The 13,577-nt window shown below is 48.3% G+C and carries 12 protein-coding genes; 10 read left to right on the top strand and 2 right to left on the bottom strand.

What is annotated here, in order from left to right:
* Nucleotides 1–150 precede the first annotated feature (150 nt).
* Nucleotides 151–1,017, bottom strand: coding sequence for an AraC family transcriptional regulator (locus KZ483_RS09210; RefSeq protein ID WP_220352345.1), 867 nt, complete (start codon nucleotides 1,015–1,017; stop codon nucleotides 151–153).
* Between the two features lie 144 nt (nucleotides 1,018–1,161).
* Between KZ483_RS09210 and KZ483_RS09215 the strand changes: the two genes are divergently transcribed.
* The 8 genes from KZ483_RS09215 (at nucleotide 1,162) to KZ483_RS09255 (ending at nucleotide 10,012) form a co-directional block, all read left to right on the top strand.
* On the top strand, nucleotides 1,162–2,106 hold the full coding sequence (locus KZ483_RS09215; RefSeq protein ID WP_220352346.1) for an aldo/keto reductase: 945 nt from the start codon (nucleotides 1,162–1,164) through the stop codon (nucleotides 2,104–2,106).
* A 24-nt stretch (nucleotides 2,107–2,130) separates the two neighbouring features.
* The gene (locus KZ483_RS09220; RefSeq protein WP_220352347.1) at nucleotides 2,131–3,144 is read left to right on the top strand and encodes a zinc-binding alcohol dehydrogenase family protein; all 1,014 of its coding nucleotides are present in this window, start codon (nucleotides 2,131–2,133) and stop codon (nucleotides 3,142–3,144) included.
* A gap of 19 nt (nucleotides 3,145–3,163) precedes the next feature.
* Nucleotides 3,164–5,536 (top strand): glycoside hydrolase family 95 protein, encoded by a 2,373-nt coding sequence (locus KZ483_RS09225; protein WP_220352348.1) that lies wholly within the window; start codon nucleotides 3,164–3,166, stop codon nucleotides 5,534–5,536.
* Between the two features lie 611 nt (nucleotides 5,537–6,147).
* Nucleotides 6,148–7,062, top strand: a complete 915-nt coding sequence (locus KZ483_RS09235) for a glycoside hydrolase family protein (protein ID WP_220352350.1) — start codon at nucleotides 6,148–6,150, stop codon at nucleotides 7,060–7,062.
* Nucleotides 7,063–7,445: 383 nt separating this feature from the next.
* On the top strand, nucleotides 7,446–9,128 hold the full coding sequence (locus KZ483_RS09240; RefSeq protein WP_220352351.1) for a glycoside hydrolase family 43 protein: 1,683 nt from the start codon (nucleotides 7,446–7,448) through the stop codon (nucleotides 9,126–9,128).
* Nucleotides 9,129–9,144: 16 nt separating this feature from the next.
* A complete protein-coding gene (locus KZ483_RS09245; protein WP_220352352.1) occupies nucleotides 9,145–9,396 on the top strand; it encodes a hypothetical protein in 252 nt (83 codons plus the stop codon).
* Nucleotides 9,381–9,650 (top strand): hypothetical protein, encoded by a 270-nt coding sequence (locus tag KZ483_RS09250; RefSeq protein ID WP_220352353.1) that lies wholly within the window; start codon nucleotides 9,381–9,383, stop codon nucleotides 9,648–9,650. Before KZ483_RS09245 ends, KZ483_RS09250 begins: the two co-directional genes overlap by 16 nt.
* A 92-nt stretch (nucleotides 9,651–9,742) precedes the next feature.
* Nucleotides 9,743–10,012 (top strand): TIM-barrel domain-containing protein, encoded by a 270-nt coding sequence (locus tag KZ483_RS09255; protein WP_220352354.1) that lies wholly within the window; start codon nucleotides 9,743–9,745, stop codon nucleotides 10,010–10,012.
* A gap of 548 nt (nucleotides 10,013–10,560) precedes the next feature.
* On the opposite strand, the gene KZ483_RS09260 is transcribed toward KZ483_RS09255, so the two are convergent.
* Nucleotides 10,561–11,412: an AraC family transcriptional regulator gene (locus KZ483_RS09260; protein WP_220352355.1), complete on the bottom strand. Its 852-nt coding sequence runs from the start codon at nucleotides 11,410–11,412 to the stop codon at nucleotides 10,561–10,563.
* Nucleotides 11,413–11,675: 263 nt separating this feature from the next.
* Between KZ483_RS09260 and KZ483_RS09265 the strand changes: the two genes are divergently transcribed.
* Both KZ483_RS09265 and KZ483_RS09270 read left to right on the top strand, forming a co-directional pair.
* Nucleotides 11,676–12,608 carry an ABC transporter permease gene (locus tag KZ483_RS09265; protein WP_258881612.1) on the top strand — a complete coding sequence of 311 codons (933 nt, stop codon included), beginning with the start codon at nucleotides 11,676–11,678 and terminating at the stop codon, nucleotides 12,606–12,608.
* 11 nt (nucleotides 12,609–12,619) lie between these two features.
* Nucleotides 12,620–13,525 (top strand): carbohydrate ABC transporter permease, encoded by a 906-nt coding sequence (locus tag KZ483_RS09270; protein WP_220352357.1) that lies wholly within the window; start codon nucleotides 12,620–12,622, stop codon nucleotides 13,523–13,525.
* Nucleotides 13,526–13,577 lie beyond the last annotated feature (52 nt).

Consider the following 13,577-nt stretch of genomic DNA (forward strand, 5'->3'; position numbering starts at 1 on the left):
TCATACGCACCAATCCGTACTAAGGGTCATTCATCCGGACCGAAGCAGCCAGGTTCTTACAAGTCAAGCAAGCTTTAATTCATCCGACCCGGCTGTGTGGGCGCTACCGCGACTTCGTACTTCTTGCCTTTAAAGCTGCTTGCATCGCAGCTATATCCGATGCAGCGTTTTGTAAGCCTTCGGTGTCATGCCTGTAATAAGCTTGAATTTATGATAAAAGTACGACTCGCTCTCCATCCCGCATTTTTCACATATGGTTTTGATGCTGTCATCCGTACGTACCAGCAGTTCTTTCGCCAGCATGACTCGCTTGACCACGACATATTCCGTAACGTTCATACCGGTCAGTTGTTTGAACACCCTGGAGAAGTGTGACGGTGTGATCGCAGCCCTTTTGGACAGTGCGGAAAGTGTCATGTTAGGATCGCCGATATTGGTATCCATGTATGATAAGGTTTCCCGCATCCATAAAGGCTCAAGCATTGAATCCCCCTTGGCTGAGGTGCCTGGCAAAGAAATACGGTTTAACGTCAGCAGCAGGTCGCAGACCCGGATTTGAACAGCGGTTTGATAATATGCCATCATTTTACCGAGCTCTTCATGGATGGAAGCAACGAAGGATGTAATAGAAGCACGTTCCGATTGCGGTGTTTCTAATTTGTACTGCTTGTTTCGCCTTGCATTCTCGAGACAGCGGAGAATGGAGCCCTGTTCCCCCAACTCCAGCGGCTGGATCAAGGCTGGGCTGAAGAAGAGGGCGCTCGATGTTACAGGGTTGTATTCGTCGGGAAAAGCGCGGTGTACGGTATTGCCGGGAATGAGAAACAGGTCGCCTTCGTTCATCTCGTAAAAAGTGTGGTTGACCAGCAGAGTACCTTTTCCGGAATATACATAGATGATTTCATGCCAGTCGTGCAGATGGTGGGGAAGTTCCATCTGGGGAGTCTTGGTATCCTTGTAAACAAGGACCACAGGGATTTTATTTCCCTCGCTTAATCTTTTGTGAATTGCTTTCATTTCGAATCCCCTCCTCGACACTATAATTGATGATAGCAAATAAGAGCATAAATACACAATAATCTTATATTTTATTGTTTTATTATGCTGTTATTATTGGGGTAAAGAACGATCACATTTTAATCGTTGAGAGGGAAGGTATATATGAAATACAGGAAGCTCGGGAATACCGGAATGGACGTTTCCATCCTAAGCTTTGGCGCATCGTCGCTTGGATCCGTGTTTCGCGACATTGATGATGCAGAAGGCATCCGCACGGTTCATGAGGCGCTTGACGCCGGGATCAATTATATCGACGTAGCTCCTTACTACGGGTTAACGAAAGCGGAGTCCGTGCTTGGGAAGGCAATCCGGGAAGTTCCGCGCAGCCGCTATTATCTGTCTTCCAAAGCAGGCAGGTATGGACCTGATACCTTCGATTTTTCCGGTCGGCGGATCGTCGCAAGTGTGGAAGAAAGCCTTGCAAGACTTCATACCGATTATCTCGATATTCTATTTCTCCACGATATCGAGTTTGTTGAGCCTGGAATCTTGTATGAGGAGGCTTTCCCCGCACTTGATAGGCTTAAGCGGGAAGGCAAAATCCGCAATACGGGAATCTGCGGCCTGCCGATCCGTCTCTTCGAGACATTCCTCCCTCATGTTCAGGCGGATGCGATAATCTCCTATTGTCACTACTCCCTGAGCGACACAACGCTGCTGAGGCTTCTGCCGCTCATCGAGGAGAAAGGGGTCGGTCTTGTGAATGCATCCCCGCTCTCGATGGGACTGCTAGGCACGCGCGGTACACCGGACTGGCATCCGGCAGGCGATGAAATCAAGCGGATTTGCCGACAGGCTGCGGAGTATTGCGCGGAGCAAGGCGAAGATATTTCCAGACTCGCTATACAATTCTCAACCATGAACGAACGAATTCCAACTACGCTCGTCAGCACGGCCAATCCGGCCAATATTCGCAAGAATGCGGCATGGGTCACGGAGCCGATTGACCATGAATTGCTCCACGAAGTGCTGGGGATATTGGAGCCTATCAAAGATAAAACCTGGTCCAGCGGTATCCAGGCATACAATACTGATATTAATCTTTAGTACCAAAAGGAGAGAATAAAAACTGTGAAAGCTATCGTCTGCGAACAAGTCGGGCAGTTTAAACGGATCGAACTTCCAGAACCGTCCCCCGTTACCGGGGAAGGGATCGTGCGGATCAAACGTATCGGCATTTGTGGAACCGACATTCATGCTTTTAAAGGGAATCAACCCTTCTTCACGTATCCGCGAATTCTTGGACATGAGCTGTCCGGCATCATCGAGTGGATCGGGGACAATGATGCGGGTTTGCATGCCGGTGATCAAGTCAGTATTATTCCTTATCTGCATTGTGGGATCTGCATCGCTTGCAGGAACGGAAAGACGAACTGCTGCACATCCATGCGGGTACTTGGTGTCCATACCGACGGCGGTATGAAGGAGCTGCTCTCCGTGCCGGTTACACATCTGCTGAAGGCCAATTCGCTAACGCTCGATCAGGCTGCAATCGTCGAACCGCTGAGTATCGGGGCCCATGCCGTGCGCAGGTCGGCATTGCAGTCAGGAGAGACTGCATTAGTCATTGGCGGAGGTCCGATCGGTCTTGGCGTCATGGCGATCGCAAAACTTCAAGGCGCCAAGGTAATCGCAATGGATATCGACAAGGAGAGGCTTTCTTTCTGCAAAGCTTGGGCACATGTTGACGGAACGGTACATGCGACGGAAAACCCTGCCTCAACAATCGAAGAACTGACAAACGGGGAATATCCGACCGTTGTGTTCGATGCGACCGGCAATGCCCGCTCCATGTCGGAAGCCGTTCGTTACATGGCACACGGCGGCCGATTGGTTTATGTCGGCCTTGTTAAAGGGGAAATTCCCCTGGACGATCCGGAGTTCCACAAACGGGAGGCCACGCTGCTCGGCAGCAGAAATGCAACACGTGAGGACTTCCTGTACGTGATCGATCTGATCCAGGAAGGCCGACTTCAGACAGATGCTTATATGACGCATAACGCGCCATTCGAACAGATGATGGACAGGTTTCAAGATTGGCTGAATCCGGCATCCAAGGTTATCAAAGCGATCGTTACACTGTAAATGAATCAGGGGGATTTCCATGAAGCTGCAATACAGTTTGCCCGCCGTATACTGGACGGAAGCGCTGCCGGTAGGTAACGGCAGATTGGGAGCGATGGTCTTCGGGGGCGTGGAATGCGAACGCATTCAACTGAATGAAGATACGCTGTGGTCCGGTTATCCGAAAGACGGTACGAATCCGCGGGCTATTCAGGTTTTGCCTGAAGTGCGAAAACAAATTGAGGAAGGCAACTATGCAGAGGCTGACCGGCTCTGCAAAGAAATGATGGGGCCGTATACGCAGTCCTACCTGCCGTTTGGAGATCTGAGGCTCGTGATGGAGCACGGCGACGTGTACAGGGACTATAGAAGGCAGCTGGATTTGGAACGGGGGCTGTCGCTGGTTGAATACTCCATCGGCGATGTTCGTTATTCGCGCGAGGTGTTTGCTTCATTTCCCGATCAAGTCATTGCGATACGTCTTCGGTCCAGCAAACAGGGAAGTCTCAGTTTTCACGCCCGGCTGGACAGCCCGCTGCGCTTTCGGTCTGAGGTTTCCGAGGGGGATTTTGTCATCGAAGGAATCGCTCCGGAGCATGTATGGCCCAATTATTACCCAAGCGACAATCCGATACAATACGGAGATGCCGAGGAACAGAAGTCGCTTAAGTTTCATGGCCGGCTGTATGTTGCGTGTGAAGGTGGCAAGCTGAGCGTCGACCATGACGGGTATCACGTTACCGGGGCCACGAACGCAACCTTGCTTTTCAGCGCTGCCACCAATTACGACGGGAAAAGCGGCGCGCCGGACAAGGAGCGGAATCCTGGGGCCTTCGCCAAATCCGTCCTCGATAAAGTCAAAGACGGAGACTACGGGCGGCTTCGGGACAAGCATGCTGCCGACCATGGACTGCTTTTCAATCGGGTCACCTTGAAACTGGGGGAAAGTATCGCACCGCCGGACATGCCGACGGATAAGCGGATTGCGCAGTTTGGCGCGAGCGATCCCGGACTTGTGGAGCTGCTGTTTCATTACGGGCGCTATCTGATGATCGCCAGTTCCCGGCCGGGGACGCAGCCTGCGAACCTGCAGGGAATCTGGAATGACCAGACGCGCGCACCGTGGAGCAGCAATTACACGCTGAACATCAATGCGGAAATGAACTACTGGCCTGCCGAGACGTGCAATTTGGCAGAGTGTCACGGGCCGTTGTTTGATTATATCGAACGGCTCGCATTAAGTGGCAGCCAAACCGCGGCGGTCAATTATGGGGCCGAGGGATGGGTGGCGCACCATAATTCGGACATATGGGCCCATTCTGCTCCGGTAGGCGATTACGGCGACGGTGATCCGGTGTGGGCGTACTGGCCGATGGGGGGCGTATGGCTGGCACAGCATTTGTGGGAGCACTTCGCGTTCGCTCAGAACCGTGTATTCCTTCGAGATAAGGCCTACCCTTTAATGAAGGGAGCCGCCATGTTCTGTCTCGATTGGCTGTACGAAGACGATCAGGGTTATTTGCAAACCGCGCCTTCGACCTCGCCCGAACATAAATTCGTCATAGACGGCAAGCATTATGCGGTAAGCCGTTCGGCAACGATGGACATTTCGCTCATCTGGGATTTATTTACGAATTGCATCGAAGCGTCTGAAATTCTCGGTACGGATGAAGCTTTCCGGTCGAAATTAGCCGATGCGCGCGCGAAGCTTCAGCCGCTCCAAATCGGCAAACACGGACAGCTGCAGGAATGGTATAAGGACTTTGAGGATGAAGACGTTCATCATCGGCATGTGTCCCATCTGTTTGGCGTTTACCCCGGCAGACAGCTAACGGAAACAGAGACGCCTCGTCTGTTCGTTGCCGCAAGAAAGTCGCTTGAAATAAGAGGAGATGGCGGCACAGGCTGGAGCCTCGGATGGAAAGTAGGACTGTGGGCTAGATTCAAGGATGGCAACCGTGCGCACCGTCTGTTATCCAACCTGCTGACGCTCGTGAAGGAAGACGAGCCGGGCAATCATGCTGGCGGAGGAGTTTACGCCAATCTCTTCGATGCGCATCCACCGTTCCAGATTGACGGCAATTTCGCGGCGACTGCCGGGATCGCAGAGCTGCTGGTGCAATCGCACCAGGGAGAAATCCAGCTGCTGCCGGCATTGCCGGATGCCTGGAACAGCGGCTATATCAAGGGACTGAGAGGGCGAGGAGGATTCGGGATCGACCTGGCCTGGGAGAACGGGGAACTCACCCATGCCGAGATCCGCTCTTCCATAACCCGGACATGCAGAATTCAGGTTGGGCGACCGGTCCGCATCCTGGAGAACAATCAGCCTGTTCTGACGAATCTGACTGCAAGCGGACGATATGAGTTCGAGGCAGTCGAAGGAAAAAGTTACACCATCATACCGGAGTAACCGGGTAAGAGCCCCAATCGTACGGATTCCGATGTCCGAAATTGTTCATCCTGTTCATTAATGTGAAAGCGTTTATAGTCGGGTGGGGAACAGGTTGTGTTGAAAGCGGTAATATTTTAACAACCCTAAACGCGGAGCGACAGGCGATACCGTGACCATGGCGCAGCTGCCGTTTGACGAGACAAGCAGTACGACGAGGGCAATTGATGCAACTGGAAATGGTTGGAATTGAATATTGGTTGGCGGCGCGAGTCGGGTTGCCGGCAAAAGCGCAATGCCGTAGAAATAGCGGCTGTAATGAACGAATAGTTTGCAGCGTCACTGAATGACCAGCGGATGTCCGGAACATGATGGCTTGTTCCGGATTTTCCGAATTTAAAAACCCAAATTTTAGAATGGAATGGATGACTCGGTTCTGGAGGATTAGAACCGTTCACAATGCGGCAACCGTAAAAATAGAGATCGGCGGCATGGCAGACGGGCAGGAAGCGGGGCTTTGCCATTTTGCGCAAACCTATTGCACAATTGGTTTACAACAACTGAATGGGAGAAGGGTTCTAAAGTTCAACAGCTCAAGACGCGCTAAGAGCTAAAAGAGGAGTGGAAAATGAATGAAATCGCCATTGTTTAGGGATCCCATCTATGACGGTGCGGCAGATCCTGTAGTAATTTGGAATCGGCAGGCCAAGGAATGGTGGATGATCTATACGAACCGCCGCGCAACGCAGGAAGGTCCGAAATTCGGATGGGTGCATGGCACCGATCTCGGTGTTGCTTCTTCATCGGATGGCGGATCAACCTGGTTATACCGGGGAACCCTGGAAGGTCTCCAAACAGGCTGGGGCAGAAATACGTTCTGGGCGCCTGAAATCATTTGGCATGATGGGCTATACCATATGTATGTCACTTACGTCCACGGCGTACCGGAAGATTGGACGGGCAAGGCTAGTATCAGGCATTATACAAGCCCCGACCTTATTCGTTGGGAGTTCCAGTCCACACTTGGAATTAGTGAGGAGAACGTGATTGATGCCTGTGTGTACCGGCTGCCGAACGGCACGTTTCGAATGTGGTTTAAACAGTGGAATCATACCTACGCTGCCGAGAGCAAGGATCTGTATGATTGGCAGCCGATTGGTCCGGTGATAACCGAAAGAAACCACGAAGGACCGAATGTGTTTCACTTAAAAGGATATTATTGGCTTATCATAGATGAATGGAGAGGACAGGGTGTTTTCCGTTCCGATGACCTTCAGACATGGGAACGAAACGGAATCATTCTCGACCAACCTGGCATGCGTAAGGATGACGGGACGATCGGCCTTCACGCAGATGTGGTCGTACAAGGAGAAGAGGGGTATATTTTCTATTTCACTCATCCTGGCCGTGTTAATGGGCATAATGAAGATTTGAACTATGAAACACGTCGCTCGTCCATTCAGGTGGCCAAGCTGGAAGTTGTGGACGGTGTGCTGATCTGTGATCGCAACAAGGAGTTTGAGTTAAATCTTAGAGCTGAAGATTGATAGGGATGCTTGTTTTCAGGTGCGGCGCAGTATAAGTTGATGACAGCAAATTAAATACACAATAATCTAATATTTTATTGTTAGATTATGCTGTTATTATTGGGTTAAAGACCGACTAGTTTTGGACAAGGGCTAAAAACTTGAGATAAGACAAAAATGGTTTAACAGCTGATGCCGAATAGGTAAATTGCGAATAAAGTACTCATTTTGACGAAAATAGAAAAAACCGCATTCAATTTAAGTATAGCCGCTTTGAAGGCGAGCTTACCCTGTCCGTTATTTTCAGCATCAGACTCAAAAATCACTTCAAGGGTGATTGCAAATGAGTCAAAATTGGAGTCACCAAAACAGCTTTGCAGTACACTGAGGGGATTTGATTAATTATGATTAAACTGGAAAGTTCTACAACGGAATTATTCGATAAAGGCTCGTATCAAGGCAATTGGGGAGATCAAGGCGATGGAACTTACAATAATCCTGTGCTTGCTGGAGATTATTCTGATCCTGATATCATTAGGGTCGGACAAGATTACTTTTTAATCAGCTCGACGTTTCAACTATCTCCGGGACTTGTGGTCCTGCATTCGAGCGATCTGATAAATTGGACAATAATAAATCATGCAGTAAGGGATCTAACACAAATCAATCCACGGTTTAATTGGGATAAAATGGATGGGTATTCCAGAGGCATATGGGCTCCTTGCATAACCTACAATAAAATTAACAGTACATTTTTCATACATTTCGGAACTCCTGATGAAGGATTCTTCATGGTAAAGACAAAGAATCCTTTTGGACAATGGAGTGATGTGTATGAAGTGAAGAAACAGGATGGAAGCAGCTTTAAATTTGGCTGGGATGATTGCACAGTGCTATGGGATGATGATGGACAAGGGTATTTTATAGGCACAAATTTTGCTAATAATTATAAGTCGTGGCTATTCAAACTTTCTGAGGATGGCATCATGCTGCAGGATGATGGGGTACTTGTACATTGTTCTAATGATGAATATAATCCTTTGGAATGCGTACCGGAGGCAAATAAGATTTTCAAAAAGAACGGTAAATATTATTTTTTGCATAACGGCTGTTATATTATTGACGGCAGACATGTGAGAATGGCTTGGATTATGAAATCAAGCTGTATTTATGGAACACACAATGATGGTAGCGCAGGAAGTTTTGAAAATCCCGGCAAATATGAGCATATACCTTTTCCGATTGTTGAAGGCTATCGGGAACCTTGCCAGGGAAATTTAATAGATGCAATCACACCGGAGGGGCATAAGTGGTATTTCTTCACGCACCATGGCCAGAATGATGTTGATGGACGCCCATGCAGCCTGTTGCCCATTGTATGGGAGGACGAATGGCCTTTAGTCAAGAGCGAACAAAGTGAGGGAAGGATGATATGGCAGGACTTAAAAAAACCATTCCCTGAAACAGCAAGGGTAGTTCCCGAAACAAGTGATGATTTTAACAAAAACGAGCTGGGGCTTCAATGGATGTGGAATTTCCAACCGAGAAGTGATATGTGGTCCTTACAGGAGCGTCCGGGTTACCTGCGACTCTATGCTTTCAAACCTCTAGTAGTGGACAAGATAGAGACGGCTGGAAATACTCTCTTGCAAAGGAACTATAGGTATGAAAAAAATACTGCAATAACAAAGTTTGATTTATCAGGTATGGAAGAGGGCCAAAACTCAGGAATGCTTCATGCTGCCGGGGGATCTTTTGCCTCGGTTGGAGTTTCTATAGAAGACGGGAAACGAACGATTAGGTTTATGACAAATGAAATAGCAGAGGTTATTTGCGTAATGCAGCCAGGATGTAACCATATATGGTTTAAATCGGAGTGGGATTTTGACTATATCAATATTTTTTCATATAGCTTTGATGGAGTAAACTTTGCCGCTGCAGGGGATAAAATCAGGCTTAAAGGCAAGGATTACAGGGGCGATTATATTGGTTTTTTCAACTATAACAACAAATCTGACAATGGATATGTAGATATTGACTACATTCACATAGAGGGTATATGTCGGAAATGGGAAACTGATTTTTGAGTTTAACGGAGAAACGTTGCAAATTGAAGCCTGGGGGGATAACAGTTTACGTATCCGCTCCCGAATGATGGGTGAAATAATGGATACGGACTTTGCCTTGCTGCCTGTGAACGGCGGTGCGGAGGCTGTCATTGAGATCGATCGCGATACTCAAACGGCTTCCATTCAGAACGGCAAGATAACGGCAGTGGTCAGACAATCATGGTGGGATACGCCGGGACGCATTCTTTTTACAATGATAAAGGTGAATTATTGCTTCAGGAAATAGGCGGCGGCGGTGCTTTGAAGCTTCGGTCAAGAGCATTCAAGCCGATTATCGGAGGGGATCATCAATTAACGGTTTCCTTCGCCGGGAATGACGGTGAGAGAATCTACGGAATGGGTCAATACCAACAGGAAACCTTTGATTTGAAAGGCTCCACGCTTGAATTGGCCCATCGTAATTCCCAAGCCAGCGTTCCGTTCTTTATTCCAGTAAAGGGTACGGCTTCTTATGGCATAATCCGGCGATCGGAAAAGTGAACTTCGCGAATAATCGGACGGAATGGGTTGCGGAAAGCACCTGAAGCAGAACCGGAATACGATGTGTATGACTTTGATAATTACCGCTACGTATGGGACCGAATGTTCAAATCGGAAATATATATCCGCAGCACTACTCCAGAACCTTTTATGACGGCATGCAGGCGGAGGGACAGGATAATATCGTAAACCTGGTCCGATGCGCTTGGGCAGGCAGCCAACGCTATGGCGCATTAGTATGGTCGGGAGATATTCATTCTTCCTATGAAGATTTCAGAAAACAAATCGTGGCAGGACTTCATATGGGAATGGCGGGGACGACGGATATCGGAGGTTTCGCAGGAGGCAACCCGGAATGTTGAAGCTCCTCTAAGCACGATTCCGGTATTTTTGCGGGACGGAAAACAAGAGTATCTTATCGGCAAAATATAATATTCTATCGGGTTTCATGGAGAAGCAGGATGAATGCCTGCTTCTCTTTCGAGCAAGGCGTATCTCTGGTTACGTGAGGAGTTCCAGCACATGCAAAAGTGAGGGAGCTAAGATATGAGATTCTGTTTGTACAATGAACAAAAGGCATCTGTTCTTTCCGTCATGGACGAATTTAAGGATGCAATCAAGAAAATGGCACAAGAACGCGCGAATAAGAGCGCGAGAATTTATCCCCTGCTTACTCGTGAGGAGTATGAAGCTTACCCACAATCATTTCGCGGGGTTGTGAATGGACCTTATTATCTGCTGTACTCTTTAAACGAAGACATGGAGAGCAAGCTAGAATTGTTTGAGAGGAATGGGAGGCGAAGGAAACATTGGCTTCCCGTTCCAAGGCAAGTAACCTAGGTAAGCAGCAGCAGCCAAATTCCCGCGTCTCGACCTGAATCTTATACCGAAACCGGCTACTCTGTAGTTATTATTTTTGAATGGTATATTCATCTCTCCCCAACTTCCGGAATTGATCCGGTGTGATCCCTTGAGACTCTCGAAATTTGCGGATAAAGTATGAGCTCTGTGAAAAACCGAGCCATTCCGAGATACGCTTCATGGTCCAATCTGTGGAAGCCAACAGATGTTTCGCTTGAACGATTCGGCATTCCAATAAATACTCTACGGGACTTACCCCCATTACCCGATGAAATTCCCTGCTTACATAATATTCGCTGTAACCGGATATTTCCGCCATGTCTTTCAAGGTTATGGTTCCGCGGCAATTCGCATGTATCCAGTCGGCCGTCTGCAGCATCTTCTGCCGAAGCAGCGATGTCCTGCCTGCATGCAAACTTTCACTTTCGTGTATCAGCTCTACAATGATTTCATAAAGCAAAACGGAAATACGTCTCTCATACTCGTGTACAAAATCGTTGCCGTAAGCCAGCAGTTCGTCCAGCAGCTCAGGCAAGCGTTTTGTCCCTTTCCACGAAAACAACCAAACCTCATCTCTATCCGCGTTGTTAAACAGGGAACTAATGCCCGCTCCTTCAAAGTGTACCCACCGAAATTCCCATGGGTCTTCCGGATCTGCTTCGTAGCGCTGGGGCATATGAGGGTAATAAAGGAAGCCCGTACCCGCCCCCAAAGCCGTCTTCCGATCCCCTTGAATCACATACCCCTTGCCTTTTGTTATTAAATGCAGATTCCAGACAGGGCATTGATCGGCCGAACGATTCTCCCTATGATTCGGCTCGTCATAGTAATGCCCGAAGGAATCCGGGTAACATGCGTAGCCGTTAACGCGAGGCCTAGGCAAATAATGGTAAACCCTCATTCTTACCTCCCTGCAATCACAAATTATTCATATTCATATTGCAAAATCTTGTGATTTACATCGTATTTTCTAGAGAATATAATTGGCTCTATCGAATGCTTTACACAAAATAATAGCATATATCGAATGGAAAAAGGAGATGAGATGACCGACGACCAAAAAAATTAAGATTCAATGCTATATAGCACTACCTATTCCGAAATGAAAATATAACATTATGAAATTGGGGGAGTGATGCAGGTTTGTCTTCGACTTCGATACCAGTGCAACACGACAGATCTGTAAAGAAGAGAGGATTTTGGCATGTCCTGCTTCGGCAGAAATATCTCTATTTCTTGTCCGTACCGTTTGTCATTTGGGCATTTATATTCAGTTATTTGCCGATTTGGGGATGGACGATGGCGTTCCAGAAGTTTAGGGTAGGACGTTCCTTCTTTGAACAGCAATGGGTCGGTCTTGATAACTTTCGTCTTTTGTTTCAGGACGATCAGTTCTATAACGCACTCAAGAATACGATGGCCATGAGTGTGATGGGGCTAATTGCGGGGTTCGTGTTCCCGATCTTCTTTGCCATTATCTTGAATGAAGTACGCGTTTCTGTCTTTAAGCGTTTTGTGCAAACGGTTTCTTATTTGCCTCACTTTGTTTCCTGGGTAGTCGTTGCGGGAATTGTAACCAAGATGCTCGCTACGGACGGCGTTGTCAACGATCTTCTGGTCGGTTGGCACATTATCGATGAACGCATACAGTTCATGGCCAACGAGAATCTGTTCTGGTACGTCGTCACCAGCTCGGATGTCTGGAAAGAGACGGGCTGGAACGCGATCATTTATCTCGCTGCCATAACAGGCGTCGGCGCCGATTTATACGAAGCGGCTCGTGTAGACGGGGCCAGCCGGATTCGGCAAATCTGGCACATTACGCTGCCGGGGATTCGTTCGACCATCATTATATTGCTGATCATGTCGATTGGTAACTTACTTAGCATCGGCTTCGAGAAACAGTTTCTCCTCGGAAACAGCCTGGTCAGGGAAAAATCCGAGGTGCTCGATCTGTACGCATTAAATTACGGTCTCGGTATGGGACGCTACTCGTTCGGCACCGCGATCAATATTTTCAACTCCGTTATCAGTTTAATCTTGCTCTTTGTATCAAACGGCATTTTTAAGAAATTGACGAAAGAAAGCATCATGTAAGGAGAATATAGATGGACAAACAGACCCGCTTGAGAGCGAACTTGCCGGACCGATTTTTCGATATTTTTGTCTATACGGTCATCCTCCTGGCGACAATTTGCACGCTCTATCCGTTTCTGAACGTGCTGGCCATTTCATTGAACGATTCGACGGACACGGTGAAGGGAGGCATCACGATATTTCCCCGCCACCTGACGTTTGAGAATTACTCGCTGATCTTTTCGTTCCCGGGGCTCCTAACCGGTCTGAAAATCTCGATTCTGCGAACCTTGGTCGGAACGCTTCTGGGACTGATCAGCGCATCCATGCTGGCATACGCGCTGAGCCGGAGGGACTTTCAAGGACGCAAATTCATCTCGACCTACCTGGCGCTTACGATGTATATCTCCGGAGGGTTGATTCCATTCTACCTCCTGATGAGAGATCTTCATCTGCTCGGGACGTTTGCAGTGTACGTGCTTCCGGGCATAGTAAGCGCTTTCAATGTGTTCATCGTCCGATCCTTCATTGACGGGCTTCCATTCGAGATGCAAGAATCGGCCATGATTGACGGAGCCAACGATTTCACGATATACTGGCGAATTATTCTGCCGCTTACGAAACCGGCGCTTGCAACGATCGCGCTGTTCCTCGCGGTCGGCCAATGGAATTCATGGTTCGACACCTACCTGTATAACGGTTCTAGTGAACATTTGACTACGCTGCAATTCGAGCTAATGAAGGTTTTGCAGAGCACGCAGCTCGGCTCCGGCGGCGACCCTAACGCGCAGACGATGAGTCAAGTCATGAACCGGATATCGCCGGATTCCGTCAAAATGGCCATTACAATCGTTGTTACAGTTCCGATTCTGCTCGTTTACCCGTTTGTGCAAAGATACTTCGTCAGGGGCATGACGCTCGGCGCTGTAAAGAGTTAGATGATCTCGTATCCGGTATCGACAGGGCTGCCTGTTTATACAATATCAAACG

Source organism: Paenibacillus sp. sptzw28 (assembly GCF_019550795.1).
Lineage (GTDB): Bacteria > Bacillota > Bacilli > Paenibacillales > Paenibacillaceae > Paenibacillus_Z.